23 protein-coding genes are annotated in these 22,586 nt (G+C 68.9%); 11 read left to right on the top strand and 12 right to left on the bottom strand.

Features of this window, described 5'->3' with window-relative positions; all coding sequences use genetic code 11:
• Window positions 1-6: 6 nt before the first annotated feature.
• Window positions 7-921, top strand: a complete 915-nt coding sequence (locus ACO2SS_RS25975; RefSeq protein ID WP_423280761.1) for a polysaccharide deacetylase family protein — start codon at window positions 7-9, stop codon at window positions 919-921.
• A gap of 2 nt (window positions 922-923) precedes the next feature.
• On the opposite strand, the gene ACO2SS_RS25980 is transcribed toward ACO2SS_RS25975, so the two are convergent.
• Genes ACO2SS_RS25980 through ACO2SS_RS26000 form a run of 5 tightly spaced genes read right to left on the bottom strand, consistent with a single transcriptional unit; the run spans window position 924 to window position 6,229 of the window.
• Window positions 924-1,721 (bottom strand): SDR family oxidoreductase, encoded by a 798-nt coding sequence (locus tag ACO2SS_RS25980; protein WP_423280762.1) that lies wholly within the window; start codon window positions 1,719-1,721, stop codon window positions 924-926.
• 46 nt (window positions 1,722-1,767) lie between these two features.
• Window positions 1,768-3,390: an AMP-binding protein gene (locus tag ACO2SS_RS25985; RefSeq protein ID WP_423280763.1), complete on the bottom strand. Its 1,623-nt coding sequence runs from the start codon at window positions 3,388-3,390 to the stop codon at window positions 1,768-1,770.
• A 20-nt stretch (window positions 3,391-3,410) separates the two neighbouring features.
• Window positions 3,411-4,196: an IclR family transcriptional regulator gene (locus ACO2SS_RS25990; RefSeq protein ID WP_423280764.1), complete on the bottom strand. Its 786-nt coding sequence runs from the start codon at window positions 4,194-4,196 to the stop codon at window positions 3,411-3,413.
• Between the two features lie 27 nt (window positions 4,197-4,223).
• Window positions 4,224-4,985: a dienelactone hydrolase family protein gene (locus ACO2SS_RS25995; protein WP_423280765.1), complete on the bottom strand. Its 762-nt coding sequence runs from the start codon at window positions 4,983-4,985 to the stop codon at window positions 4,224-4,226.
• Between the two features lie 35 nt (window positions 4,986-5,020).
• A complete protein-coding gene (locus tag ACO2SS_RS26000; RefSeq protein ID WP_423280766.1) occupies window positions 5,021-6,229 on the bottom strand; it encodes an ABC transporter substrate-binding protein in 1,209 nt (402 codons plus the stop codon).
• A gap of 201 nt (window positions 6,230-6,430) precedes the next feature.
• On the opposite strand from ACO2SS_RS26000, the gene ACO2SS_RS26005 reads away from it, so the two are divergent.
• The 8 genes from ACO2SS_RS26005 to ACO2SS_RS26040 all read left to right on the top strand — a co-directional run bounded on the left by ACO2SS_RS26005 (window position 6,431) and on the right by ACO2SS_RS26040 (window position 13,814).
• Window positions 6,431-7,585, top strand: coding sequence for an acyl-CoA dehydrogenase family protein (locus ACO2SS_RS26005; protein ID WP_423280767.1), 1,155 nt, complete (start codon window positions 6,431-6,433; stop codon window positions 7,583-7,585).
• The gene (locus ACO2SS_RS26010) at window positions 7,582-8,652 is read left to right on the top strand and encodes an acyl-CoA dehydrogenase family protein (RefSeq protein ID WP_423280768.1); all 1,071 of its coding nucleotides are present in this window, start codon (window positions 7,582-7,584) and stop codon (window positions 8,650-8,652) included. The genes ACO2SS_RS26005 and ACO2SS_RS26010 overlap by 4 nt, the downstream gene beginning before the upstream one ends.
• Before the next feature lie 32 nt (window positions 8,653-8,684).
• Complete coding sequence (locus ACO2SS_RS26015) at window positions 8,685-9,881, top strand: NADH:flavin oxidoreductase/NADH oxidase (protein ID WP_423280769.1); 1,197 nt, start codon at window positions 8,685-8,687, stop codon at window positions 9,879-9,881.
• 15 nt (window positions 9,882-9,896) lie between these two features.
• Window positions 9,897-10,685: an enoyl-CoA hydratase-related protein gene (locus ACO2SS_RS26020; RefSeq protein WP_423280770.1), complete on the top strand. Its 789-nt coding sequence runs from the start codon at window positions 9,897-9,899 to the stop codon at window positions 10,683-10,685.
• A 71-nt stretch (window positions 10,686-10,756) separates the two neighbouring features.
• The gene (locus ACO2SS_RS26025; protein ID WP_423280771.1) at window positions 10,757-11,527 is read left to right on the top strand and encodes an enoyl-CoA hydratase/isomerase family protein; all 771 of its coding nucleotides are present in this window, start codon (window positions 10,757-10,759) and stop codon (window positions 11,525-11,527) included.
• A 36-nt stretch (window positions 11,528-11,563) separates the two neighbouring features.
• On the top strand, window positions 11,564-12,322 hold the full coding sequence (locus tag ACO2SS_RS26030; RefSeq protein WP_423280772.1) for an N-acyl homoserine lactonase family protein: 759 nt from the start codon (window positions 11,564-11,566) through the stop codon (window positions 12,320-12,322).
• A gap of 27 nt (window positions 12,323-12,349) precedes the next feature.
• Entirely contained in the window at window positions 12,350-13,222 is an 873-nt protein-coding gene (locus tag ACO2SS_RS26035) for an aspartate/glutamate racemase family protein (protein ID WP_423280773.1), read from the top strand.
• 82 nt (window positions 13,223-13,304) lie between these two features.
• Complete coding sequence (locus ACO2SS_RS26040) at window positions 13,305-13,814, top strand: CinA family protein (protein WP_423280774.1); 510 nt, start codon at window positions 13,305-13,307, stop codon at window positions 13,812-13,814.
• Between the two features lie 17 nt (window positions 13,815-13,831).
• On the opposite strand, the gene ACO2SS_RS26045 is transcribed toward ACO2SS_RS26040, so the two are convergent.
• From ACO2SS_RS26045 to ACO2SS_RS26070, 6 genes are all read right to left on the bottom strand, one after another.
• Window positions 13,832-14,578, bottom strand: a complete 747-nt coding sequence (locus ACO2SS_RS26045) for an SURF1 family protein (protein WP_423280775.1) — start codon at window positions 14,576-14,578, stop codon at window positions 13,832-13,834.
• Window positions 14,575-14,967: a cytochrome o ubiquinol oxidase subunit IV gene (gene cyoD / locus ACO2SS_RS26050; RefSeq protein WP_423280784.1), complete on the bottom strand. Its 393-nt coding sequence runs from the start codon at window positions 14,965-14,967 to the stop codon at window positions 14,575-14,577. The genes ACO2SS_RS26045 and cyoD overlap by 4 nt, the downstream gene beginning before the upstream one ends.
• Before the next feature lie 29 nt (window positions 14,968-14,996).
• Window positions 14,997-15,623, bottom strand: a complete 627-nt coding sequence (gene cyoC, locus ACO2SS_RS26055; protein WP_423280776.1) for a cytochrome o ubiquinol oxidase subunit III — start codon at window positions 15,621-15,623, stop codon at window positions 14,997-14,999.
• A 4-nt stretch (window positions 15,624-15,627) separates the two neighbouring features.
• Window positions 15,628-17,631, bottom strand: a complete 2,004-nt coding sequence (cyoB, locus tag ACO2SS_RS26060) for a cytochrome o ubiquinol oxidase subunit I (RefSeq protein ID WP_423280777.1) — start codon at window positions 17,629-17,631, stop codon at window positions 15,628-15,630.
• 15 nt (window positions 17,632-17,646) lie between these two features.
• A complete protein-coding gene (gene cyoA / locus ACO2SS_RS26065) occupies window positions 17,647-18,861 on the bottom strand; it encodes a ubiquinol oxidase subunit II (protein ID WP_423280778.1) in 1,215 nt (404 codons plus the stop codon).
• A 78-nt stretch (window positions 18,862-18,939) separates the two neighbouring features.
• A complete protein-coding gene (locus ACO2SS_RS26070) occupies window positions 18,940-20,283 on the bottom strand; it encodes an MFS transporter (RefSeq protein ID WP_423280779.1) in 1,344 nt (447 codons plus the stop codon).
• A gap of 608 nt (window positions 20,284-20,891) precedes the next feature.
• On the opposite strand from ACO2SS_RS26070, the gene ACO2SS_RS26075 reads away from it, so the two are divergent.
• On the top strand, window positions 20,892-21,194 hold the full coding sequence (locus ACO2SS_RS26075) for a hypothetical protein (protein WP_423280780.1): 303 nt from the start codon (window positions 20,892-20,894) through the stop codon (window positions 21,192-21,194).
• Window positions 21,195-21,209: 15 nt separating this feature from the next.
• Here ACO2SS_RS26075 and ACO2SS_RS26080 read toward each other — a convergent pair whose 3' ends face one another.
• Window positions 21,210-22,055, bottom strand: coding sequence for an outer membrane protein (locus tag ACO2SS_RS26080; protein ID WP_423280781.1), 846 nt, complete (start codon window positions 22,053-22,055; stop codon window positions 21,210-21,212).
• A gap of 195 nt (window positions 22,056-22,250) precedes the next feature.
• On the opposite strand from ACO2SS_RS26080, the gene ACO2SS_RS26085 reads away from it, so the two are divergent.
• A partial coding sequence (locus tag ACO2SS_RS26085; RefSeq protein ID WP_423280782.1) for a DUF72 domain-containing protein occupies window positions 22,251-22,586 on the top strand: 336 nt, incomplete at its 3' end.

Below are 22,586 nucleotides of genomic sequence, written 5' to 3' on the forward strand. Positions count from 1 at the left end.
GCGGCCATGCGAACCGACTTGCCGGCGCATGACCGCGACTTCCGCGGCTATGGCGACACGCCGCCGCCGATCCGCTGGCCCGGGGATGCGCGCCTCGCCGTCTCCGTGGTGGTCAATGTCGAGGAGGGCGCGGAGCTCTCCCTCGGCATGGGGGACGAGGCGAACGAGTCCGTCTACGAGGTCGTGGAGGAGGTCCGCGGCACCCGCGACCTCTGCATGGAGTCGCACTTCGAATACGGCACCCGGGCCGGCTGGCCCCGGATCCGCGCGCTGCTGAAGCGCTACGGCGTCGCGGCGACGCTCAACGCCAATGGCCGCGCGCTCGCCTATTCGCCCTGGCTCGCCCGGGAGGCGGTCGCCGACGGGCACGAGATCGCCGCGCATGGCTGGCGCTGGGAGCGGCATGCCAACATGCCGGAGGAAGAGGAGCGGGCCGTGATCGCCCGCACGGTCGAGGCGATCCGGGAGGCGGGCGGCACGGCGCCCGTCGGCTGGCACACCCGTTCGGCGACATCGGTGAACACGCGCCGCCTCCTGCTGGAGCATGGCGGCTTCCTCTACGATTCCAACGCCTACAACGACGACCTGCCGTACCTGGTCGAGGCCGGCGGCGGGCGGCGGCACGTGGTGCTGCCCTACGCCTTCGACACCAACGACATGCGCTTCCAGCGCGGCGGTGGCTTCGTCTTCGCGGAGGATTTCGCCCGCTACTGCATCGAGGCGTTCGACCGGCTCTACGAGGAAGGCGCGAAGGCGCCCCGCATGCTCTCGGTCGGCCTGCACCTGCGGATCATCGGACGCCCCGGCCGCATCGGCGGCCTCGAGCGGTTCCTCGCGCACGCCGCGTCGCGTCCAGGGGTGTGGTTCGCCCGCCGGGACGCGATCGCCCGGCACTGGCTCGCGGAAAGCGGCCCGGCCTAGCGTCAGGCCGGCGGTATGGTCGCCCGCACCTTCTCCTGCAGCTTGGCCATGCCGCCGACCCAGCGGTCGTAGTTCTCGACCTTGCGCCGCATGTAATCGGCGACCTGGCCGTGCGGCAGGATGAGGAACCGGCCCTCCTCGATGCCCCTAAGGGCCGCCTCGGCGACGTCGTCGGCGCTCATCACGCCGTCGCCCGATTCCGGCCCCTTCGGGATGGAGCGGAGGAGGGGAGTATCCACGCCCTGGGGGCACAGGAGCGAGACGCCGATGCCATGGGCGCGATGCGCGATGGCGAGGCTTTCGGCGAAGCCCACCGCGGCGTGCTTGGTCGTCGAATAGGCGGCGCTGCCGATCTGCGACAGGAGGCCGGCCGCCGAGGCGGTGATGAGGAAGTGGCCGGCGCCCCTCTCGCGCATGCCGGGCACGAGGTGCCGCGCCGCGTAGACATGCGACATGACGTTGACGGCCCAGCTGCGCTGCCACACGTCGTTCGACTGGGCCGCAACGTTCTCCGCCTGCTGGTCGAAGCCGGCCGCGATCCCGGCATTCGAGCAGAAGATCGCGATCGGTCCGTACTGGCTCTCGACCTCCTCGACGAGGGCCGCGATCTGGTCCTCGGAGGAGACGTCGCAGCGCCTGCCCACGCCGCCGATCTCGGCCGCAACCGACGCGGCTGCCGCCTCGTCGAGATCCGCCGCCACGACCTTCTCGGCTCCGGCTCGCGCGAAGGCCCGGCAGAGCGCCGCCCCGATCCCGGCGCCGCCCCCAGTCACGACGACGACAGATCCCTTCACCCTCATGATTTCCCTCCCTGGCGGTCGGCGGCGCGTGCCGACCGGGCCTCGTTCAGGTCCTGGGCGTGCGCTGCTTCAGGCCGCGCGTATCGACCAGCTCCTCGGCCGACACGTTCTTGGCCAGCTCGATGAGAGCGCCCTTAGCGATCTTGTTCGACCCCGTCATGGGGTGCTCCTCGACGAAGCGGATCCAGCCGGGGGCCTTGTAATAGGCGAGCTTCTCCAGGCACCAGGCCACGAGGGCCGAGGCCAGCTCCGGCCCGGGCGGGTGACCGGGCTTCAGCTGCACGAAGGCCAGCACCTCCTCCTCCCGGATCGGGTCGGGGTAGGGGATCACGCCGGTCCGCTCCACGGCCGGATGCTGGTCCAGCACGGCTTCCACTTCCGCGGCCGCGATGTTCTCGCCGGAGCGGCGCACGATGTTCTTCTTGCGGTCGACGAAGCAGATGCTGCCGTCCGGCTCCATCACGGCGACGTCGCCCGTGTGGAACCAGCCGCCCTCCCAGGCTTTCGCGGTCGCCTCGGGGTCGTTCAGGTATTCCGTGAAGAAGCCGTAGCGCGGATCCTCTCCCGCGAACCGGACCCCGAGCTCGCCCGGCCTGCCCGGGGGGAGGGGGACGGAATTGTCGTCCAGAATGGCGGCTTCGAGCCCGTTGATGGCCCGGCCGAAGCTGTAGAGATCGGGGTGGTAGGGCTCGTGCGCGTTGAAGATGCAGCGCCCGGTCTCCGTCATGCCCCAGCCTTCGCTGAACTCGATGCCGAAGCGGCTCTCGAAGGCCTTGCGCAGAACCGGATCGCCGCCGCCGCCGCCAAGCCCGAGCCGGATATTGTGCTGGCGCTCCTCGGGTACCGGCTCCTGCTTGAGCAGGGTCGCGAGCACGACGCCGAGATAGTGCAGGACCGTGGCGCGAGTCGCGACGACGTCCTTCCACAGGCGCTTGGGCCGGAAGCGCTCCGGCTGGATCAGGCACCCGCCCGCCGTCATGATGCCCATCGTGGTGAGGGCGAGGCCCGCCATGTGGAACATCGGGACCGTGGAATAGAGACGCTCCTGCCCGAAGGTGAAGCGCTGCCGGCCGCCATAGCCCGAGTACCAGATGCCGGTGGACAGGAAGTAGCGGTTCGAGAGCACGCAGCCCTTCGGCCGGCCGGTTGTCCCGGACGTGTAGAGGATCGCGGCCTCGCTGGTCGCGCCCGGGAGGGTCGCGAGCTGCGGCCGGGAGGGTGCGGGCAGCCGCCCGCCTTCGACGTCGGCCGCGAGGGCGATCCTGACGTCGCTGCGGCCCGCCTGCTCGAGCAGAGAAGCCACCTTCTCGCGCCAGACCGGAAGGGTCAGGATGATTTCGGGCTGCGAGCTTTCCAGCAACCAGGCGAGCTCGCCGGCACGGAAATCGGGGTTGATGGGGACGATCGAGGCCCCGACCGCATTCAGGGCGAACCAGTGGTGGAACACCTCCGGCCGGTTCTCCAGGAGGGCCGCGACCCGGTGGCCATGGCCGTAGCCGGCGGCCCGATATGCGGCCGCGAGCCGCTCGACCCTGCGGCCGGTCTCGCCGTAGGTGTATTCGGCGCCGTCGGGCAGGTAGTCGCGCGCGGGATCCGCCGGGATGCAGAGGAAGGGCGCATCCGGCCGCGCCTCCGCATGGGCCATGAAATAGGACGCGATCGTGTACATTCGCGGAACCGAGTGATGGCTTAGGAACGGAACGACGGAGGATCGTCGTAGAGCGTGATGGCGCTGCGGAGCGCTTCGAGGAGAGACTGCCAGTTCTGGCGGATGACGGCGGACGAGCCGCCGACGCCCAGGACGACCGGGCGCCCTCCGACCGTCTGGGCGAGCCGGAGCGCGACGACCCCCGCCCCCTGCGTGACGGCGTCGGCCGAGACGGCAAAGCCGCGCGTACGCACCTCGTCGACGCGGGCGAGCAGGTCCGGCAGCCGGAGGTCCGGCGCACGCTCCGGGACGGCGCGGATCCGGTCGAAACCGGCCGCGATCTGCTCGTCCGTCATGCCGGCCAGGAGCGAGAGGCCCGCGCCGGAATTGTGAAGCGGCCGCCTCGTGCCGGGCGGCACGTATAGGCGCATCGGGTTCGTTGCCTGGATGACATGGGCATAGACGACCGCCCAATCCTGGAAGACGCCGAACAGCACCGTCTCGCCCGTCTGGGCAGAGAGATGCCGCATCATGTTGGTCAGGCGCTGGTCGACGAAGAAATACTCGCTCAGCCACTGGCCGAGCAGCGCGACCCGGACGGTCGGGAGGTAGCGGCGCGTGCTTTCCTCCTGCTCCAGGTAGCCGTGGCGCGCCATGTCGGCGAGCAGGACCGAGGTGCTCGATTGCGGGAGCGCGAGGCTCGCGGAGATCTCCTTCACGTTCAGGGCGCGCCGCTCGCGCTCGAAGAGCTCGAGCACGGCGAAGACCCGTCCGGCGGATTTCACGGCCCGTTCCGCGCGGCCCCGTTCAGGCGATGTCTCCGGCATGAGCTCCAAAGGTCCCGGACCGTGCATTCACCGGGCCCTCGGAGCCTTCAGCGTGCGCTCGAACAGGCTGAACATGCGCTCCCAGTGACGCTCGGCGGCCGGCTTATCGTAGACGGCGCGGCCCGGGAACGCGAAGCCGTGGATGACGCCGGGATAGATATCCACGCGATGTTTGACGCCGGCGTCGCTCAGGATCTGCCGCAATTGCTCGACCTGCTTGAGGGGAGCCCAGTGGTCATCCTCGGCGCAGGCGAACTCGATCTCGCCGGTGATGCGACCGGTCGTCAGGTGCGGCGATTGCGGGAACTTCGTGATGTGCCCGGAGCCGTAGACCGACATCGTCGCCGCGAAGGCGTCCGGCAGCCGGCCGGCATTCGCGTAGACGAACTGCCCGCTCATGCAATAGCCGACCTGCCCATAGGGCTGAGGCGCGGCATCCGGCTCCTTCGCGAGCGCGCCGAGGAGCGCCTCGGTGTCGGCCACGACCATGTCGTTGTTGACCGACTTGATCATCTCCCACAGCCGGGTCTTCTCCGGACCCGGCTCGTGGATCTTGTCCGGGTCGATATAGACGTCGTCGATGCCGTCCGTCCGGTAGTAGAGGTTGGGCATGGCGACGAAGTAGCCGACCGTGCCGATGCGCCGGCACATGTCGTAGAGCTCCTCGCGGATCCCGATCGAGTCCTGGAAGAGGATGACGACCGGATGGGGGCCACCCTCCTCAGGGGCCGTGACGAAGACCTCCATGGTCCCGTCACGGGTTTCGACCTTGATGATCTTCTCTTTCATGCGTCCCTCTGGTCAGACGGCGGCGCGGCGCGCCGTCAGGACTTCTTCATGAGCGGGCACTTGCTCTCGGAGCGCGGGATGTTGGCGTCCTCGCCCGAGATCGTCGCCACGACGTCGTAGTAGTCCCACGGCGCCTTCGACTGCTCCGGGCTCTTCACGCGCAGCAGGTAGTAGTCGTGGATGTGCATGCCGTCCTCGCGGACATGGCCGTTCTTGGCGAAGAAGTCGTTGACCGGCAGCGAGCGGATCTTCTCCAGGACCTTTGCGGTCTCCGTGGTCCCGGCAGCCTGGACAGCCTTCAGGTAGTGCATCGTCGCCGAATACAGGCCGGCCTGGACCATGGTGGGCATGCGGCCGATCTTGTCGAAGAAGCGCTTGCCGAACTTCCGGGAATCCTCGTCGCGATCCCAGTAGAAGGCCTCGGACATGTAGAGGCCCTGCGCGTTGGCGAGGCCGGCGGCATGCGTGTCGGTGATCTGAAGCAGCAGCGCCGCCGCCTTCACCTTGCTGCCCTTGCCCAGCACGCCGAACTCGTGCGCCTGGCGCAGGGCCGTCGCGACGTCGAGGCCGGTATTGGCCAGCCCGAGGACGCTCGCGCCCGAGCTCTGCGCCTGCAGCAGGAAGGACGAGAAGTCGTTCGTGCCGAAGGGGTGGCGGGCGGAGCCGAGGACCTTGCCGCCGAGCTGCTTGACGACGGACGACGCGTCATTCTCGAGCGCGTGGCCGAAGGCGTAATCCGCCGTGAGGAAGAACCAGTCCTTGCCGCCCTGGTCCACCAGCGCCTTCGCGGTGCTGCGGGCCAGCGTGTAGGTGTTGTAGGACCACTGGAAGCTGTTGGGCGAGCACTTCTCGTTCGTGAGCGCCGACGTCCCGACCGAGGACGCGATCATGATCTTGTTCTTCTCGCGCGTGATCTCGGAGACCGCGAGAGCGACGGCCGAGTTCGACAGATCGAGGATCACGTCGACGTTCTCGGTGTCGTACCACTTGCGGGCAATGCCCGAGCCGATGTCCGGCTTGTTCTGATGATCGGCCGAGATCATCTCGATCGGGGCGCCCAGCAGCTTCCCGCCGAAATCCTGGATCGCCATCTTCACGACTTCGACGGAAGCCGGCCCGGACGCGTCCGCATATTGTCCGGACTGGTCGTTCAGGACGCCGAGCTTCACCGGCTTCGTCGGTGCCTGCGCATGCGCGGCCGTCAGCCCCGCAGCGATCACGACCGATGCAATCAACCCTCTCATCCGGCTCCCTCCGTTTGCCAAGTTTGCGGCGAACCTGATGGGCGGGAAGGCGCATGTCAATCACGGTGATAGAATGAAATAATCACATATGAGATTTGATGTGATCGTGGCCTGCGCTGTTAGGGTATGAATCATATACGTAATCTCAATGGGGCTTATAGTGGATTGACGTGCCGTTGCGATCGTTGGACAAGGGCCGCGATGCTGCACAAGACGATCCGTCTCGACCCGGTCGAGAAGCGACCCGAATTCGATGCGCTCCGACGCGAGGTGCGCGCCTTCCTGGCCGAGGTCGGCCAGGAGCGGAACCTGTCTCGAACGAACTGGAGCTCCTTCGATCCGGAGTTCAGCCGCCTCTGCGGCCAGCGCGGCTACATCGGAATGACGTGGCCGAAGCGCTATGGCGGCCGCGACGCGAGCCCGATCCAGAAATACGTCGTGAACGAGGAGCTGATCGCGGGCGGTGCGCCCCTCGGCGCCCACTGGGTGGCCGACCGCCAGTCCGGGACCCAGATCCTGCGGCACGCGACGGCGGAGGTCCGGGAGGACATCCTTCCCCGGATCGTGCGCGGCGAGTGCTATTTCGGGATCGGCATGAGCGAGCCCGGCTCGGGGTCGGACCTCGCCAGCGTCCAGATGAAGGCGCGGCGCGGGGAGGGCGGCTGGGTTCTCTCCGGGCGCAAGCTCTGGACGACCAACGCGCATCGCGTCCACTACCTGATCGCGCTGGCGCGGACCTCGCCGGCGACCGAGAAGGACCGGCGCGCAGGCCTGAGCCAATTCATCGTCGACATGTCCTCGCCGGGCCTCGACGTACGGCCGGTCTACGACCTCGTCGGCAATCACGAATTCAACGAGCTGACCTTCGACGACGTCTTTGTCCCCGACAGCCACATGCTCGGCGGGGAGGGCGACGGCTGGAAGCTGGTGACCGGCGAACTCGCCTTCGAGCGGAGCGGGCCGGACCGCTACCTCTCCAACGCGCAGCTGCTCCTGGGGGCGGCCGACCGGCTGAGCTCGGAAGCGTCGGCCAGCGACGTCGCCGGATTGGGCCGGCTGATCGCGCATCTCGCATCCCTGCGACGGATGTCCGGCTCTGTCGCCGGCATGCTGGATCGCGGGCTGATGCCGAATGCGGAGGCGGCGCTCGTGAAGGACGTCGGCACCCGCTTTGAGCAGGAGGTGCCGGAAGTCGTCCGCAAGATGCTCTCCGCCTCCCGCCGGCGCGGCGAGGACGATGCCGAATTCGAAGCGCTCACCAGGGAGATGATCCTGACCGCGCCCTGCTACACGATCCGCGGCGGGACCACCGAAATCCTCCGCGGCATCATTGCCCGGGACCTCGGCCTCCGATGAGCGATCTCGCCCTCCTGGAAGAAAGCGCCGACCGCTTCTTCGCCGACACCTTCGGTCCGGCGGTCGCCGGCGATGGTCTCGATTCCGCCGGCCTCGCCCGGATCTGGCCCGAGATCGACGCGATGGGTTTTCCGCTCGCGGCGGTGCCCGAGGAACTCGGTGGTGCCGGCATGACGCGGGCCGATGCGAGTGTCGTGGCCCGCATCGCGGCGGCCCATCTCGCGCCCGTGCCGCTCGCGGAGACGATGCTGGCTGCGTGGCTCCTGGCCGATGCCGGTGCGACGCCCGTCGACGGCATCGCGACCGTAGAGGCCGGGCTGGAAGGCCCCTCGCTCGAGCTCACGGCTGCGGGCGAAGGCTACGCCGTCTCGGGTATTCTGCGCGACGTGCCTTGGGGACGCGAGGCCCAGACCCTGGTCGCGGTGGCGCGGCTCGGGGAGGCTGCCGCGCTGGTGCGCCTCTCCGCCGCCGAGCTCGGCTGGCAGGACCGCGCCAACATCGCGGCCGAGCCCCGTGCCTCCGTCACCCTGGCGGCCCAGGCTCTTTCCCGGGATGCGGTTCTCCCGCTGCCGGAAGGCTACGACGCCCGCCGGCCGGCGCTCATGCTGGCGGCGTTGCGGGCGTCGCAGCTCGCCGGGGCCATGCAGCGGGTCCTGGCGCTCGCGATCGACTACGCCAATACGCGCGTCCAGTTCGGGCGCCCGATCGGGCGCTTCCAGGCGGTGCAGTACCTCCTGTCGGAAGCGGCCGGGCACGTTGCGGCGGCCTCCGCGGCCGCGGACGGCGCTGCGAGCCACCTCGACGATCCGGACACGGACGCGCTGGAGCTCGCGACCGCTGCCGCGAAGTCGCGGGCCGGTGAGGCCGCGACGCGTGTCGCCGCCATCGCCCACCAAGTCTTCGGAGCCATCGGCTTCACCCGCGAGCACGAGCTTCACCTCGCGACGCGGCGCATGTGGGCCTGGCGCGAAGAGGCCGGCGACGAGGTGTTCTGGAACGAGCGTCTCGGCGCGATCGCCCGCGGGGCCGGCAGTGTCCGGCTCTGGGAGCGTCTGACGGCCCTCTGAGCAAGCAATACGGACATTCGGGAGGAGATTCGATGAGCCTGGCACAGCAGCATTCCGCCGCGCAGCCGCCCGAGGAAGCGGCCGCGCCGCTGCTCTTCACGCCCCTGCAACTGCGGGGCCTGACGCTGAAGAACCGCGTGATGCTGTCGCCGATGGCGATCTACGGGGCCAAGAACGGCTTCACGAGCGACCTTCACCTCATCCACTACGGACGCTTCGCGCTCGGCGGCGTCGGGCTCATCTTCGTCGAGAACACGGCCGTGACGGACGAGGGGCGCATCACCCATGGCTGCCCGGGCCTCTGGCGGGACGAGCAGGCGGATAACCTGAAGCGCATCACGGCCTTTGCGCATGAATGCGGCGCGGCGATCGGCATCCAGCTCAGCCATTGCGGCCGCAAGGGCTCGTCGCAGCGGCCCTGGCATGGCGGCATGCCGCTCGGCGAAGCCGACCTCGCCGCCCGCGAAGAGCTCTCCTGGCCGATCCGCGCCTCCTCGTCGGAGCCATTCGATTCCGGCTGGCCGTCCCCCAAGGAACTGACCGTCGCGGAGATCGACGAGCTGGTCGAGGATTACCGCCGCGCCACGATCCGGGCGCGCGACGCCGGGTTCGATGTCGTGGAGATGCACTGCGCCCACGGCTACCTGCTGCACTCCTTCCTGTCGCCGCTCGCCAACACCCGGACCGACGATTACGGCGGCTCGCTCGAGAACCGCATGCGGCTGCCGCTGCGCATCGCCGCCGCCATGCGGGCGGAATGGCCCGAGGATCGTCCGATCTTCACGCGCATCTCGTCCGTGGACGGCATCAACGTGGGCTGGTCGATCGACGACTCGGTTGCGTTCGCCCGTGAGCTGAAGGCGGTCGGTGTCGACGTGATCGACTGCTCCTCGGGCGGCATGAAGCTGCCGCGCGGCCAGTCGCTCGTCTCCCGCACGCGCGGCTTCCAGGTGCCCTTCGCCGGCCGCATCCGGCGCGAGGTCGATATCCCCACCGTGGCGGTCGGGCTGATCCGCGACGCCGAATATGCCGAATCCGTTCTCGCCGAGGGCGATGCCGACCTGATCGCGATCGGCCGCGAGGCGCTGTTCAACCCCAACTGGGCGGTCGGCGCGGCGCTGGAACTGAAGGGCGGCAGCGGCTGGGAAGACTGGCAGGAGCGCTACGGCTGGTGGCTGGAGCGGCGCTCGATCCAGCAGGGCGACGTGTTCGGCCGCAAGGCCGGCTGACCCGCCTGCGCCGCGATGAGCTCCTACGAGCAGATCACGTACGGCGTCGCCGAGCGGGTCGCGACGGTCACGCTGAACCGTCCCGAGCGGATGAACGCCTGGACGGCCGTGATGGCCCGGGAGGTGCAGGACGCCGTGGAGGCGGCCGGCGCCGACCCGGAGATCCGGGCCATCGTCATCACGGGGGCGGGGCGCGGCTTCTGCGCGGGAGCGGACGTCTCCGCCATCGACGCCGGCAAAAAGCCGGCACCCGTGCCTGACCGCGGCAGCGGCGACGACGACCAGCGCTACAGCTATCTGCGCACCTCGCCGAAGCCGATCATCGCGGCGATCAACGGCGCGGTGGCGGGCGTCGGCCTCTGCATCGCACTCTATTGCGACATCCGCTTCATTGCGGCCGGCGCCAAGGTCACGACAGCCTTCGCGCGTCGCGGCCTCGTGGGGGAGCACGGCATCGCCTGGCTCCTTCCGCGCCTCATCGGGCCGATGAACGCGGCCGATCTGCTCATGACCGCCCGCGTGATCCAGGCCGAGGAGGCGGACAGGCTGGGGCTCGCCCGCCTGCTGCCTGCGGAGGACTTCTCGGCTGCGGTGCATCGCTATGCGGCCGAGCTCGCAAACCTCTCCTCGCCGCGCGCCGTCGGCATCATCAAGCGCCAGCTGCGCGAGGCGTGGAGCCAGCGCTTCGGCGAAGCCGTCCAGACGGCCGAGGCCGAGATCGAGCTATGCCGCGGCACGGAGGATTTCCGTGAGGGCGTCGCGCATTTCCTCGAGAAGCGCCCGCCCGCCTTCACGGGCCGCTGACCCAGCATCTGACCAGGCGGCGGATCCCGCACGAGCGCTCCCCGCCTGATGTGGAAACAAGGAACACTTTCATGAGCGACGTCCTCGTCAGCACCTCCGGTTACGTCGGCATCGCCGAGATGAACCGGCCGCCGGACAACTTCTTCGACAAGGAGCTCATCGGGGCTCTCGCCGACGCCTTCGACGGCTTCGTCCAGCAGGGGATGCGGTCGATCCTGCTCTGCGCGGCCGGCAAGAACTTCTGCGCCGGCGCGAATTTCCGGAAGCCCGCGAGCGACACGGTCGGCGACTCCGAGGATCGCGGGACGGACCATCTCTACCGCCATGCCGTCCGGCTGTTCCGCTGCCCGATCCCGATCGTCGCGGCCGTCCAGGGCGCCGCGATTGGCGGCGGCCTCGGCGTCTCGATGGTGGGAGATTTCCGCGTCACGTCCGAGCGCTCGCGCTTCTCGGCGAATTTCAACCGGCTCGGCTTCCATCCGGGCTTCGGGCTGAGCGTGACGCTGCCGCGCGTGCTCGGGCCGCAGAAATCTGCGCTCCTGTTCTACACCGGACGCCGGATCACCGGCACGGAGGCGCATGAGCTCGGCCTCGTCGACGTGCTGGCCCCGGACGAGCGACTGCGCGAGACCGCACTGGAACTCGCGACCGAGATCTCGCAATCCTCGCCGCTGGCCGTGCAATCGACACGCGCCACGCTCCGCGGCGATCTCGCCGACCGGATCGCGGCCGCAACCGAGCACGAGCTCAAGGAGCAGGAGAAGCACTTCGCGACCGCCGATTTCCAGGAGGGCGTGAAGGCGATGGCCGAGCGGCGGATCCCGAATTTCCAGGGACGCTGAAGCCCGCTTGGAGCGGCTTGAGGGGAGGGTGATCGAGTGAAGCTGTTCGTCTTCGATTGCGGTGCCGTGGGGCTGCCCTACCGGGCGGTCCTTGATGGCGAGCCCGGCAACATCTCGGTGCCGGTGCCGTCCTTCCTCATCCAGCACGCCCGGGGGAACGTCCTCTTCGATACCGGACTGCATCGCGAGATGGCGGTGGATTCCGTCGGGCGTCTTGGGCCGCTTTCGCGGTTCATGACGATCGAGATGACGCCGGAGCAGCATATCCTCCCGCTCCTCGCGACGGTCGGCATGGGCCCGGGGGATATCGACCTCGTCGTCAATTCCCACCTGCACAACGACCATTGCGGCGGCAACGAAGCCTTCCCGGACGCGACGATCGTCCTGCAGCGAGCGGAATGGGAAGCGGCCCACGATACCGCCACGGCGGCGAAGTCCGGCTACGACCCGCGCGACTTCGACCACGGCCAGGAGCTTCGGCTCCTCGACGGCGACACGGACCTGTTCGGCGACGGGAGCGTGCGGCTCCTCTCGACGCCCGGCCACACGCCTGGGCATCAGTCGATGCTGCTCGAGGCGGGCGGCCGCAAGCTGCTTCTCACGGCGGATGCCTGCTACCTGAAGCGCTCCATGGACGAGGTGAAGCTGCCTCGGATCCTGGCGGATGCGGCGAAGACCGAGGCCTCGCTGCGGCGGCTCCGCGAGATGCGCGAGGCAGGGCTGGAGACGATCTACGGGCACGACCCGGAGCAATGGGCCGGGCTGCCGAAGGCGCCAGCCGCGATCTGGTCGTGACTTCCCCTCATTGAACGAGAGTACGGCATGAAGATCTGGCACCAGGGCTTCGTCGATTTCGGCAAGACGCCCGTCTACCGGGCGTCCTTCGAAGCCCACCTCGCGGCCGTGATCCCGTCCGAGGCCACCGTCGTGCTGCACGGGCTGAAGCCCGGCACCTTCGGCGAGAGCTACACGCCGATCGAGGCGCTGGCCCATCCCTATATCGCGCGGCTCCTCGACAATCAGATCTGCGAGGCGGCGCTCGCCGCGGAGGCTGCGGGCTATGATGCGATGGCCATCAACTGCTTCTACGACCCCGGGCTGCGGGAGGCGCGCACCCTCGTCGACATTCCCGTGGTCAGCTTGTTCGAGACCTGTCTCCTGACGGCCTGCTCGCTCGGCAAGTCGGTCGGGATGATCGCCCTCAACGAGGACCAGTGCGAGAAACACCGCGAACTCGCGGCGGCCTACGGGATGTCGGAGCGCCTCGCCGCGACGGTGCCGATGTCGCCGGGCATCGACGAGTACATGCTCGAGGCCGATGCCGAAGCGGCGCGGCCGATCTTCGACGGCTTCCGCCGGGCCTGCGAAACCCTGGTTGCGGCGGGCGCAGAGGTCATCGTACCCGGCGACGGCGTCCTCAACGACTTTGTCTGGCGGCACCGCCTCGATGCCGGCGGCGCGACCCTGATGGATGCGGCGGGCACGCTGATCCACCATGCCGCCTATCTGGTCGGTCTTCGGCGCTCGCTCGGGACCTCGATCAGCCGCTGCCGGCACTTCCCGCGTCCCCCGGCCGCGATGCTCGACCATTTCCGGGCGCTGGACGGACGGCAGGGAGAGGCCGAGGCCGCCTATTCCGGGCGAGGGGAGGTCCGGCGGCAGGTGATCGGCGACGACAAGGTCGTCGCTATCTGAACGGGCTTCCGCTTGCCGCGGGCCGGACGGGCAGGCACTCTCGCGGCCGTTCGGCGGCAGATGCGGGCGAGGGCGGGGCAGGATGAGTTTCGGCGGGGTATCTGAGGCGGGTGGTCGGCTGGCGATGCTGGCGGAGCGGGTCGGGGCGCGCCTCGTCGAGCGCGGCGAGACCGTCGCGGTCGCCGAATCCTCGGCTGGCGGGCTGATTGCCGCCGCGCTGCTGGCCGTCCCTGGCGCATCGCGCTTCTTCCTGGGCGGCGCGGTGGTCTACACCGTGAACGCCCGCGAGGGGCTGCTCGGCATCTCGGCCGAGGACATGATGGGCTTACGCTCGTCGTCGGAGCCCTACGCGCAATTGCTGGCCGCCCGCGTTCAGGCACGCCTCGGCGCGAGCTGGGGGCTGGCCGAGACCGGGGCCGCGGGCCCATCCGGCAACCGGTACGGCGACCCGGCAGGCCACAGCTGCATGGCCGTGGCCGGCCCTCGGTCCTCCGTTGCGACGCTCCGGACGGGCGATGCCGACCGGGCCGCCAACATGCAGGTCTTCGCGGCAGCGGCGCTCGAGCAGCTTGCCGCGGCGCTGGACGGATAGGCGGGCTCCTCGCCGCCTCACGCCTCCCGCAGGCGGGGGCGAAGGCGTCCGTTTCGCAGGACGTCGAGATTCACGAAGATCGCGGCAGCCGCGCTCATGAGCGCGAGCACGCTCCAGGTGATCGCGTAGACGAGATGGTTGTTGTTGAAGGACAGCACCGTCAGGCCCGCGGCGGGCAGGCCCGTCACGCCCGGCACGCGCTGGGCGTCGATGAAGAAGGGTGCGACCTGCGTCAGGCCGCGCGAGGCCGAGATCGCGGCGACGTCCCGTGAGAACCAGCGATCGGCGGCCGGGTCGTTCGAGCGCAGGAAGCCGCCGCCCGGTTCGGGCAGGCGCAGCAATCCCGTAACGGCCACGTCCCCCTCGTCCGTCGGGCGCCAGAAGGCGGGGTCGCGCTTCTCCGTCGGCACGAAGCCGCGGTTGACGAGGACGGTCGTGCCGTCGTCCCGGACCAGCGGCGTGAGCACCCAGAAGCCGCCGCCGAACTCGGTCAGGGCCTGCACGAGCGCCGAGCGATCCTGCAGCCAGCGCCCGGTGACGGTCACGCGGCGGTACTCGTCCGATGCTGCCGAGACGTCGGGCCAGCGCTCGGGGCCGGGCGCGGCGGTCGGAGCCGCATGGACGCGCGCCTCGATGCGGGCGATCAGGTCGAGCTTCCAGGCGCGCCGGTGGACCTGCCACACGGCGAGGGAAACGAGCCCGGCCACGATCAGGATCGCGACCAGGTCGAAGAGAAGGAGCGCGGCCAGGCGCCTGCCGGTCAAGGCTTCGTCAGCGCCTCGTGCGGCGCCATCGGCATCATGTTCTGGTCCATGTGGTACATGACCCAGATCGAGCCGGCCAAGGTGATCACGACGAGCGTGAGCGTGAAGACGAGGGCCATGAAGGTCCAGCCGCCCTCCGACTTCGTGTTCATGTGCAGGAAGTAGATCATGTGGACCACGATCTGCACGGCCGCGAAGGCCATGATGACGATGCTGGTCGTAAGCGTGCTGTCGAGCACGTTGCCCATCACGAGCCAGAACGGGATGGCCGTGAGGATCACGGACAGGACGAAACCCGTGATGTAGCCCTTCAGGGTGCCGTGCGGGGCGTGATCGTGCGGCTCGGCGCCATGCGCCGTCCCGCTCCCGGCTCCTCCGCCGTCCGGCATCCGGTCGAGAGCGCCGCCTGCCGATGCGCTCATCTCATGGCTCCCATCAGGTAGACGAAGGTGAACACGCCGATCCAGACGACGTCGAGGAAGTGCCAGAACATCGACAGGCACAGGAGGCGGCGCTGGTTGTCGGCGATCAGCCCGTAGCGGCGGACCTGGACCATCAGGGTGACGAGCCAGATCGTCCCGAACAGGACGTGCAGCCCGTGCGTGCCGACGAGGGCGAAGAACGAGGACAGGAAGGCGCTGCGCTGGGGCGTCGCGCCCTCGCGGATCAGATGGGCGAACTCGTAGAGCTCCACGGCGAGGAAGGCGGCGCCGAACAGGCCGGTCACGGCCAGCCAGCGCAGGGTCGCGTCGACGCGGTTCTTCGCCACCTCGAGCATGGCGAAGCCGTAGGTGATCGACGAGATCAGCAGGAGCGCCGTGTTCAGGGCGACGAGCGGCAGGTTGAACAGGTCCGCGCCCGAAGGGCCCGCCGCGAAGTTCCGGCCGAGCACGCCGTAGGTGGCGAAGAGGACCGCGAACAGCAGGCAGTCGCTCATCAGGTAGAGCCAGAACCCGATCAGCGTCCCGCCGTCGCCGTGGGCGTGATCTTCCTGCTCGTAGAAGACCGGCGCGGTCGCGCCGGGCGGAGCTGTCACCTCGTGCATCGGATCAGGCTCCCGCCGCGAGTTGCGCGGTTCTCTGTTTCTCGAACCGAAGGACCTCCTCGACCGGGATGGTGGTGTCCCGGTTGTAGTTGAAGGTGTGGAGAATGGCGGTCGCCAGGAGGGCGATGCAGGACAGGGCCGCGAGCCACCAGATGTACCAGACGAGCGCGAAGCCGAGGACGGTGCTGAACCCCGCCAGCACGATCCCCGCGGCCGTGTTCTTGGGCATGTGGATCGGCCTGTAGCCTCCCATCGGGCGGTCATAGCCACGCTGCTTCATGTCCCACCACGCATCGAGGTCGTGCACCACGGGCGTGAAGGCGAAGTTGTAGGGCGGAGGGGGCGAGGAGGTGGACCATTCGAGGGTCCGCCCGCCCCATGGATCGCCCGTCAGGTCGCGGAGCTGCTCGCGCTTGAAGAAGCTCACGACGAGCTGAATCACGAAGGCCAGGATCCCGCACATGATGATGAAGACGCCGACGGCCGCGACCGTCAGGTAGGGCTGCACGGCCACGTCGGCGAAGTGCTGCGTGCGGCGCGTCACGCCCATCAGGCCCAGGGCGTAGAGCGGCCCGAACACCGTCCAGAAGCCGATCAGCCAGCACCAGAAGCTCGCATAGCCCCAGAACGGGTCGAGCTTGTAGCCGAAGGCCTTGGGGAACCAGTACTGGACGCCCGCCAGCAGCCCGAACACCACGCCGCCGATGATGACGTTGTGGAAATGGGCGACCAGGAACAGGCTGTTGTGGAGGACGAAGTCCGCCGGCGGCACCGCGAGGAGCACGCCCGTCAGCCCGCCGAGCACGAAGGTCGGGATGAAGCCCATCACCCAGATGAACGGCTCCTCGAACCGGATGCGCCCGCGATACATCGTGAACAGCCAGTTGAAGACCTTCGCGCCGGTCGGGATGGAGATGATCATCGTCGTGATGCCGAAGAAGGCATTGACGCTGGGGCCCGCGCCCATCGTGAAGAAGTGGTGCAGCCAGACGAGCCAGGACAGGATCGCGATGACGGCCGTGGCGTAGACCATCGACGTGTAGCCGAAGAGGCGCTTGCCGCAGAACGTGGCCACCACTTCGGAAAAGATGCCGAAGGCCGGCAGGATGAGGACGTAGACCTCCGGATGACCCCAGATCCAGATGAGGTTCATGTACAGCATCGAGTTGCCGCCGAGGTCGTTCGTGAAGAAATGCGTCCCCACGTAGCGATCGAGCGTCAACAGAGCCAAGGTGGCGGTCAGAACAGGGAAGATCGTGACGATCAGCGCGTTGCTGGCGAGGGTCGTCCAGCAGAAGACCGGCATCTTCATCATGGTCATGCCGGGCGCGCGCATCTTGATGATGGTCGCGATCAGGTTGATGCCTGACAGCGTCGTGCCGACGCCTGCGACCTGCAGTCCCCAGATCCAGTAATCCACGCCCACGCCCGGGCTGTAGGCGGCTCCGGATAGCGGCGGATAGCCGAGCCAGCCGGTGCGGCCGTACTCGCCGATGAAGAGGGACGCCATCGTCAGGGCCGCGCCGCCGGCCGTCATCCAGAAGCTGAAATTGTTCAGGAACGGAAACGCCACGTCCCGCGCGCCGATCTGCAGCGGCATGATGTAGTTCATCACGCCCGTCACGAACGGCATGGCCATGAAGAAGATCATGATCGTGCCGTGGGCGGTGAAGATCTGGTCGTAGTGATGAGGCGGCAGGTATCCCTCGTTGGCGCCCACCGCGAGCGCTTTCTGGGTCACCATCATCAGGGCGTCCGCGAAGCCGCGGAGCAGCATCACGATCGCCAGGATGATGTACATGATGCCGATCTTCTTGTGATCGACACTGGTGAGCCATTCACGCCAGAGATAGCCCCACTGGCCGTACCAGGTGACTGCGCCGAGCAGCGCCGCCCCGACCAGGGCGACGACCGCGAAGGTCACCAGCAGGATGGGCTCGTGATAGGGGATCGCCTCGAGGGTCAGCCGCCCGAAGATGAGCTGCTGGAGGTCGATGTTCGAGAACATGCTGACGCTCTCCGGTCAGTGCTGGTGAGGCCCGGAGGGCGCGGTGTTCAGCTGCGGCGGCGCGGGAGTTCCCTGGCCCTCTGCGGGCGCGGGCCGGCCTACGTTCACGCCGCCGCGGGCCCGGTCCTGGTCGCGCGGCATGGCGCCTTCGGGCTGGGTCTCGCTCCTGGCGGGACGGCCGGAAGCCGGCACCGTGGCTCCGGAAGGCTCGTCGCCGCTTTCGAGGCGTCGAATGTCGTATTCGAGCCGCCGGCGGTTCTCCTCGCTGTCCGTGCCTGCTCCGCCCCTCCGGTCGATGTGGTGCATCTCGGTGGAGCACATCCGCCCCGGCTCGACGCACATGCCGAGGATCGCGTCCCAGAGGCCGTTCTCCACGCTGCCGTAGAACCGGACGGGCACCGCTTCGCTCGGCTTGTCGAGCTCGAGATAGGCGGCCCGATCGAGGGGCGCGCTGTCACGCTTCGCCTTGGCGATCCACTCGTCGAACCCTCCCTGGCTGGTGCCGAGGAAGCGGAACGTCATGCGTGAGAAGCCAGTCCCGCTGTATTGCCCGGACAGCCCCCTGTAGTCGCCTTCCTCGTTGATGACCGCATGGAGCTGCGTCTGCATGCCGGCCATCGTGTAGATCATGCCCGCGAGGGCCGGCACGTAGAAGGTGTTCCAGACCGAGGAAGACGTGAGCCTGAACGCGATCGGCCGGTTCACGGGCGCGGCCATCTCGTTGACGCTGGCGATCCCGTATTGGGGGTAGATGAAGAGCCATTTCCAATCGAGCGAGACCACCTGGACCTCGAGCGGCACGGTGTCGGGCGGCACGGGCTCGTCGGGGCCGACGCGGCTGAGAGGCCTGTAAGGATCGAGCGTGTGGGTGGAGACCCAGGTCATCGCGCCGAGCGCGATGATGATCAGCAGCGGAATGGTCCAGATGACCACTTCGAGCTGCGTCGAATGGTGGAATTCGGGATCGTAGGCCGCCTCGTCGTTGTTGGTCGAGCGATACCGCCAGCCGAACACGAAGGTCATGATGATGACCGGCACGATGACCAGCAGCATCAGGGCCGTGGAAGCGATGATGAGGTTCTTCTGCTGCACGGCGATGTAGCCGGACGGATCCATCACGGTCAGGTTGCAGCCGGCGAGCGCGCCGCAGAGGGCGAGCACGCCCGCGCTGCGCAGCAGCCTGCGCCTGGCCGGGTGACGAGGGCTGCGCGGCTCCGTCGAGAAAGTCATGGCGCTCGCTTGTGGATCGTCGCCGGCCTCGACGTGCGAGGCATGGTGGGGTGAGCGGTGTCCGGGGGTGCGCACGGTTCAGACCTGCCGGATCTCGGAACGCGACAGGCTCAGCGCGATCAGGGTCGTGACCGCCCCGGAGAGCAGGTACAGCCCGACCATGGCCAGTCCGTAGCGGGCCGCGAGGAACAGGACGATCAGCGGCGCGAAACCGGCCCCGAGGAGCCACGCGATGTCGCTCGTCAGCTCCGCTCCCGTGTAGCGGAAGCGCTGCGCCAGGCGCGCCGTCACGGCGCCGGAGGATTGTCCGTATGACAGCCCGAGGAGCGCGAAGCCCGCATTGACGTAGATGGTCTGCCCGATCGCGTTCTCCGGCACGATCAGGGGCGCGATGGTGCTGCAGATGGCGAAAACCGCGATCAGCCCCGCCGAGACGATCAGGAGCATGCGGCGCCCGATCTGGTCCGCGATCAGCCCGGAGGCGAAGACCCCGCCGGCGCAGATGAGGGCGCCGGAGCACTGGATCATCAGGAACTCGCCTGCCGAGCGGCTGGTGAACAGCGTGATCCAGCTGATCGGGAAGACTGTCACGAGATGGAAGAGTGCGAAGCTCGCCAGCGGGATCAGGGCCCCGATGAGGAGCTCCGGCGCATGATCGCGGATGAGCGGCAGGATCGGCGAGGGCTCGAGCCGCCGCATGTCCATCAGGCGGGCGAATTCATCCGTCGCGACCAGCCGCAGCCGCGCGAAGAGGGCCACGACATTGACCGCGAAGGCACAGAAGAACGGGTAGCGCCAGCCCCAGCTCAGGAAGTCCTCCTCGGAGAGGTTGAGGAGGAAGAAGGAGAACAGGCTCGCCGCCACCATGAAGCCGAGCGGGGCGCCGAGCTGCGGGATGGCGGCGTAGAAGCCGCGGCGCCCGACCGGCGCGTTGAGGGCGAGCAGCGAGGGGAGCCCGTCCCATGCGCCGCCGAGCGCGAGGCCCTGCCCGATGCGCAGGATGCTCAGGAGGTAGATCGCCCAGGCGCCGATCGTTCCGTAGCCCGGCAGGAACGACACGGCCATGGTCGAGAAGCCGAGGAGGAAGAGGGCGACGGTCAGCTTGACGCCGCGGCCATGGCGGCGGTCGATCGCCGTGAAGATGACGGACCCGATGGGCCGGGCGATGAAGGCGAGCGAGAAGAGCGCGAAGGAATAGAGCGTCGCCTGCAGGGGCTCCGCGAAAGGGAAGAACACCTTCGGGAACACCACCACGGACGCGATGGCGAAGACGAAGAAGTCGAAATATTCCGCCGCCCGCCCGATCACGACCCCGATGGCGATCTCGTTCGGCGAGACCTTGTGGTCGGTCGACACCAGCCGGGCATCCCGCTCCAGCGCCGCGGAGGAGGGTGTCGGCCCTTCCACGTGATCGATTGCCATCGGTGTGATCGCCTTGGGTCAGGGGGTGGCGGGAGGAGCGATGCCGGCGGGGTCCGGCGCTGGACGGCGGATCACTTCATGGCCGGAACCCGCTCCCGGCCGGGCTGCGCGGCTCGGCCGCGGGCGGCGGGCGAACACCGTCGTGACGCGGCAATGATCGGAAATTCGGCCCGCATTCTCGTCCTCTCCGGCGGCTTCACCCTAAACCCACCGGGAGCCGGCGCATTGATCTTGATTAATGCGGAGCGGAGAACGTGGCCGGCGCCAAGCCGGGATTTCTGCCCGTGCCGGCCGGTCCGGATCGTGCAGCGGGCGATATCGTCCGGATGCGGACGAGGCGGGCGGGACCGCGCCCAGGCGGGTGCCAGCCAGTCGGCATGGCCGGAAATGTCGAAGCGTTCGGCCTGTGATGCTGCCGTCACCCGTCCCGTCCGATCGCAGGTCGCGCGCGAGATACGAATCCCACGCGCCGCTGGGGCCTCTGAACGAGAGGAAACGCGCCGCCCCGAGGTAAGTTCCCGCAGCAGCGCTCCTCGCGGTCGGGCACCAGCCTCTCGACACGTGAACGAAACGGGAACAGAAACGGGCTGTCACCTGAGAGGATTCGGATGCCGGCGCTGATCCGCCTGTCGCAATACCCCTATGCCCGCCTCACGGTGGAATGCGGGCCCTGCGGCCGGCGGGGGCGCTACAGCGTGGCGCGGCTGGCCGAGAAACACGGCGCCGACATCCCGCTGCACACGCTGCTGCCGATCCTCACGGCGGGGTGCAAATGGCAGCGGAGGCCGGGCGACCCGCCGCCGCGGGCCTACGAGCCGCGCTGCCTCGCCCGCTTCCCGGACCTCGCGGCTTCGGGCCCGGAGGAGCCGGCGCCCGAGCGGCTGCGGGTGATCGACGGCGGGAGGGGGTGAGCGCCCCCGTTCCCGTCAGAGCCCGAAGCGGTAGGTGAAGCCACCGCGGATCAGGTTGCCCTCGGTGCGGAAGCGGGAGGCGAAGCCCGGCGCGCCGGGCACCTGCGGGGCGACGGCGATCGTCCGGCTGCCGAGGTCGTAATGCAGGTACTCGAACTTGAGGGTCGGCGCCGAGGACGTGATGCCGACGAGGCGCACGATGCTGAAATAGTTGAGGAAGCTGTCCTCCGGGATCGCGTATTCGATGCCGCCGCCGGCGACCCAGCCCGTCTCGACGCCCTGGAACGAGCCGGCCTGCGTGAGCACCGTCCCGCGCGGGCCGCCGAAGAACCCGGCCCGGTAATAGACGTCGCCGAAGCCGAAGCCGCCCGTGGCGTAGATCAGCACGCGGTCGAAGCCGTAGCCGAGGCGCCCGCGCACCGTGCCGAGCGTGTCGAGGTCCTGGCGGAAGCCCGCTTCCGCGAAGGCCGGGCCGGGGCCCGTGAAGGCGCGGCGGCGTTCGAGGTTCACCCAGGTCCCGTCGGCCGCAAGGCCGGCCACGAAGCCGTTGCCGGGCGTGAACTGCCAGTCGCAGCCGACGCCGCCGCCGATGGTGGTCATGCCGTCGTAATCGACCCGGAAGGCGCCCGGGCGAACCCCCGCCGCGACCGCGGCCACGCCGCCGGGCGTGGTGCCGACCGTCCTGACCGTGTTGCGGTCGCTCCAGGTATAGCCCGTCAGGAAGCCGACATTGCAGCCGCTCCAGCTGAACAGCGGCGGCGGCACCACGGGCGGGGCCTGCCGGACCGGAAGATCGGCCGCCCTCGCTCCGAGGGCGCCAAGGAGAAGCGCGGCCGCAGCCGCAAGGACGCGTGTGCTCAAGTCCGCCTGCCCTCCAACAACGGAGAGGCTAGGGGCGCTTTCCCGGAGCGACAAGCGCCTATTCCGGACGGGGCGGGGCTAAACGTGCGGTTGTTGCCGGTCTGCAACTGTAGCGGGAGCGGCGCGCCGGTATCCGGGTTCGCCACCCTCGCGGCGGGGAGGGAACCGGCTTGCCGGGCCGCGCGATAGCGCCGCATGGCCTCCGCGAGACCCGCCCCGCCCCTCCGCATCGGCACGGCCGGCTGGGCCATCCCGCGCTCCCACGCCGAGGGCTTTCCGGCCGAAGGCGTGGGGCTCGCCCGCTATGCGGCGCGGCTCCGGGCGGCCGAGATCAATTCGAGCTTCCATCGCCCGCACCGTCGGGGGACCTATGAGCGCTGGGCCGCGACCGTGCCGGAGGATTTCCGCTTCGCCGCCAAGCTGCCGAAGCCGATCACACATGAGCGCCGCCTCGTCGACATCGAGGCGCCGCTCGATCGTTTCCTCGGCGAGGTCGCGGGCCTCGGCCCGAAGCTCGGGCCGCTGCTGGTG

Origin of the sequence: Enterovirga sp. CN4-39 (assembly GCF_049446235.1) — a bacterium.
Taxonomy (GTDB): Bacteria; Pseudomonadota; Alphaproteobacteria; order Rhizobiales; family Beijerinckiaceae; genus Enterovirga.

Bases quoted from the DNA above. Each gene is read 5' to 3' on its own strand.
- ACO2SS_RS25980 (WP_423280762.1), bottom strand. From the start codon at position 1,721: ATGAGGGTGAAGGGATCTGTCGTCGTCGTGACTGGGGGCGGCGCCGGG.
- ACO2SS_RS25985 (WP_423280763.1), bottom strand. From the start codon at position 3,390: ATGTACACGATCGCGTCCTATTTCATGGCCCATGCGGAGGCGCGGCCG.
- cyoD (WP_423280784.1), bottom strand. From the start codon at position 14,967: ATGCCGGACGGCGGAGGAGCCGGGAGCGGGACGGCGCATGGCGCCGAG.
- ACO2SS_RS26040 (WP_423280774.1), top strand. From the start codon at position 13,305: ATGAGTTTCGGCGGGGTATCTGAGGCGGGTGGTCGGCTGGCGATGCTG.
- ACO2SS_RS26000 (WP_423280766.1), bottom strand. From the start codon at position 6,229: ATGAGAGGGTTGATTGCATCGGTCGTGATCGCTGCGGGGCTGACGGCC.
- ACO2SS_RS26020 (WP_423280770.1), top strand. From the start codon at position 9,897: ATGAGCTCCTACGAGCAGATCACGTACGGCGTCGCCGAGCGGGTCGCG.
- cyoB (WP_423280777.1), bottom strand. From the start codon at position 17,631: ATGTTCTCGAACATCGACCTCCAGCAGCTCATCTTCGGGCGGCTGACC.
- ACO2SS_RS26010 (WP_423280768.1), top strand. From the start codon at position 7,582: ATGAGCGATCTCGCCCTCCTGGAAGAAAGCGCCGACCGCTTCTTCGCC.
- ACO2SS_RS26070 (WP_423280779.1), bottom strand. From the start codon at position 20,283: ATGGCAATCGATCACGTGGAAGGGCCGACACCCTCCTCCGCGGCGCTG.
- cyoA (WP_423280778.1), bottom strand. From the start codon at position 18,861: ATGACTTTCTCGACGGAGCCGCGCAGCCCTCGTCACCCGGCCAGGCGC.
- ACO2SS_RS26025 (WP_423280771.1), top strand. From the start codon at position 10,757: ATGAGCGACGTCCTCGTCAGCACCTCCGGTTACGTCGGCATCGCCGAG.
- ACO2SS_RS26015 (WP_423280769.1), top strand. From the start codon at position 8,685: ATGAGCCTGGCACAGCAGCATTCCGCCGCGCAGCCGCCCGAGGAAGCG.
- ACO2SS_RS26075 (WP_423280780.1), top strand. From the start codon at position 20,892: ATGCCGGCGCTGATCCGCCTGTCGCAATACCCCTATGCCCGCCTCACG.
- ACO2SS_RS25995 (WP_423280765.1), bottom strand. From the start codon at position 4,985: ATGAAAGAGAAGATCATCAAGGTCGAAACCCGTGACGGGACCATGGAG.
- ACO2SS_RS26005 (WP_423280767.1), top strand. From the start codon at position 6,431: ATGCTGCACAAGACGATCCGTCTCGACCCGGTCGAGAAGCGACCCGAA.
- cyoC (WP_423280776.1), bottom strand. From the start codon at position 15,623: ATGCACGAGGTGACAGCTCCGCCCGGCGCGACCGCGCCGGTCTTCTAC.
- ACO2SS_RS25990 (WP_423280764.1), bottom strand. From the start codon at position 4,196: ATGCCGGAGACATCGCCTGAACGGGGCCGCGCGGAACGGGCCGTGAAA.
- ACO2SS_RS26035 (WP_423280773.1), top strand. From the start codon at position 12,350: ATGAAGATCTGGCACCAGGGCTTCGTCGATTTCGGCAAGACGCCCGTC.
- ACO2SS_RS25975 (WP_423280761.1), top strand. From the start codon at position 7: ATGCGAACCGACTTGCCGGCGCATGACCGCGACTTCCGCGGCTATGGC.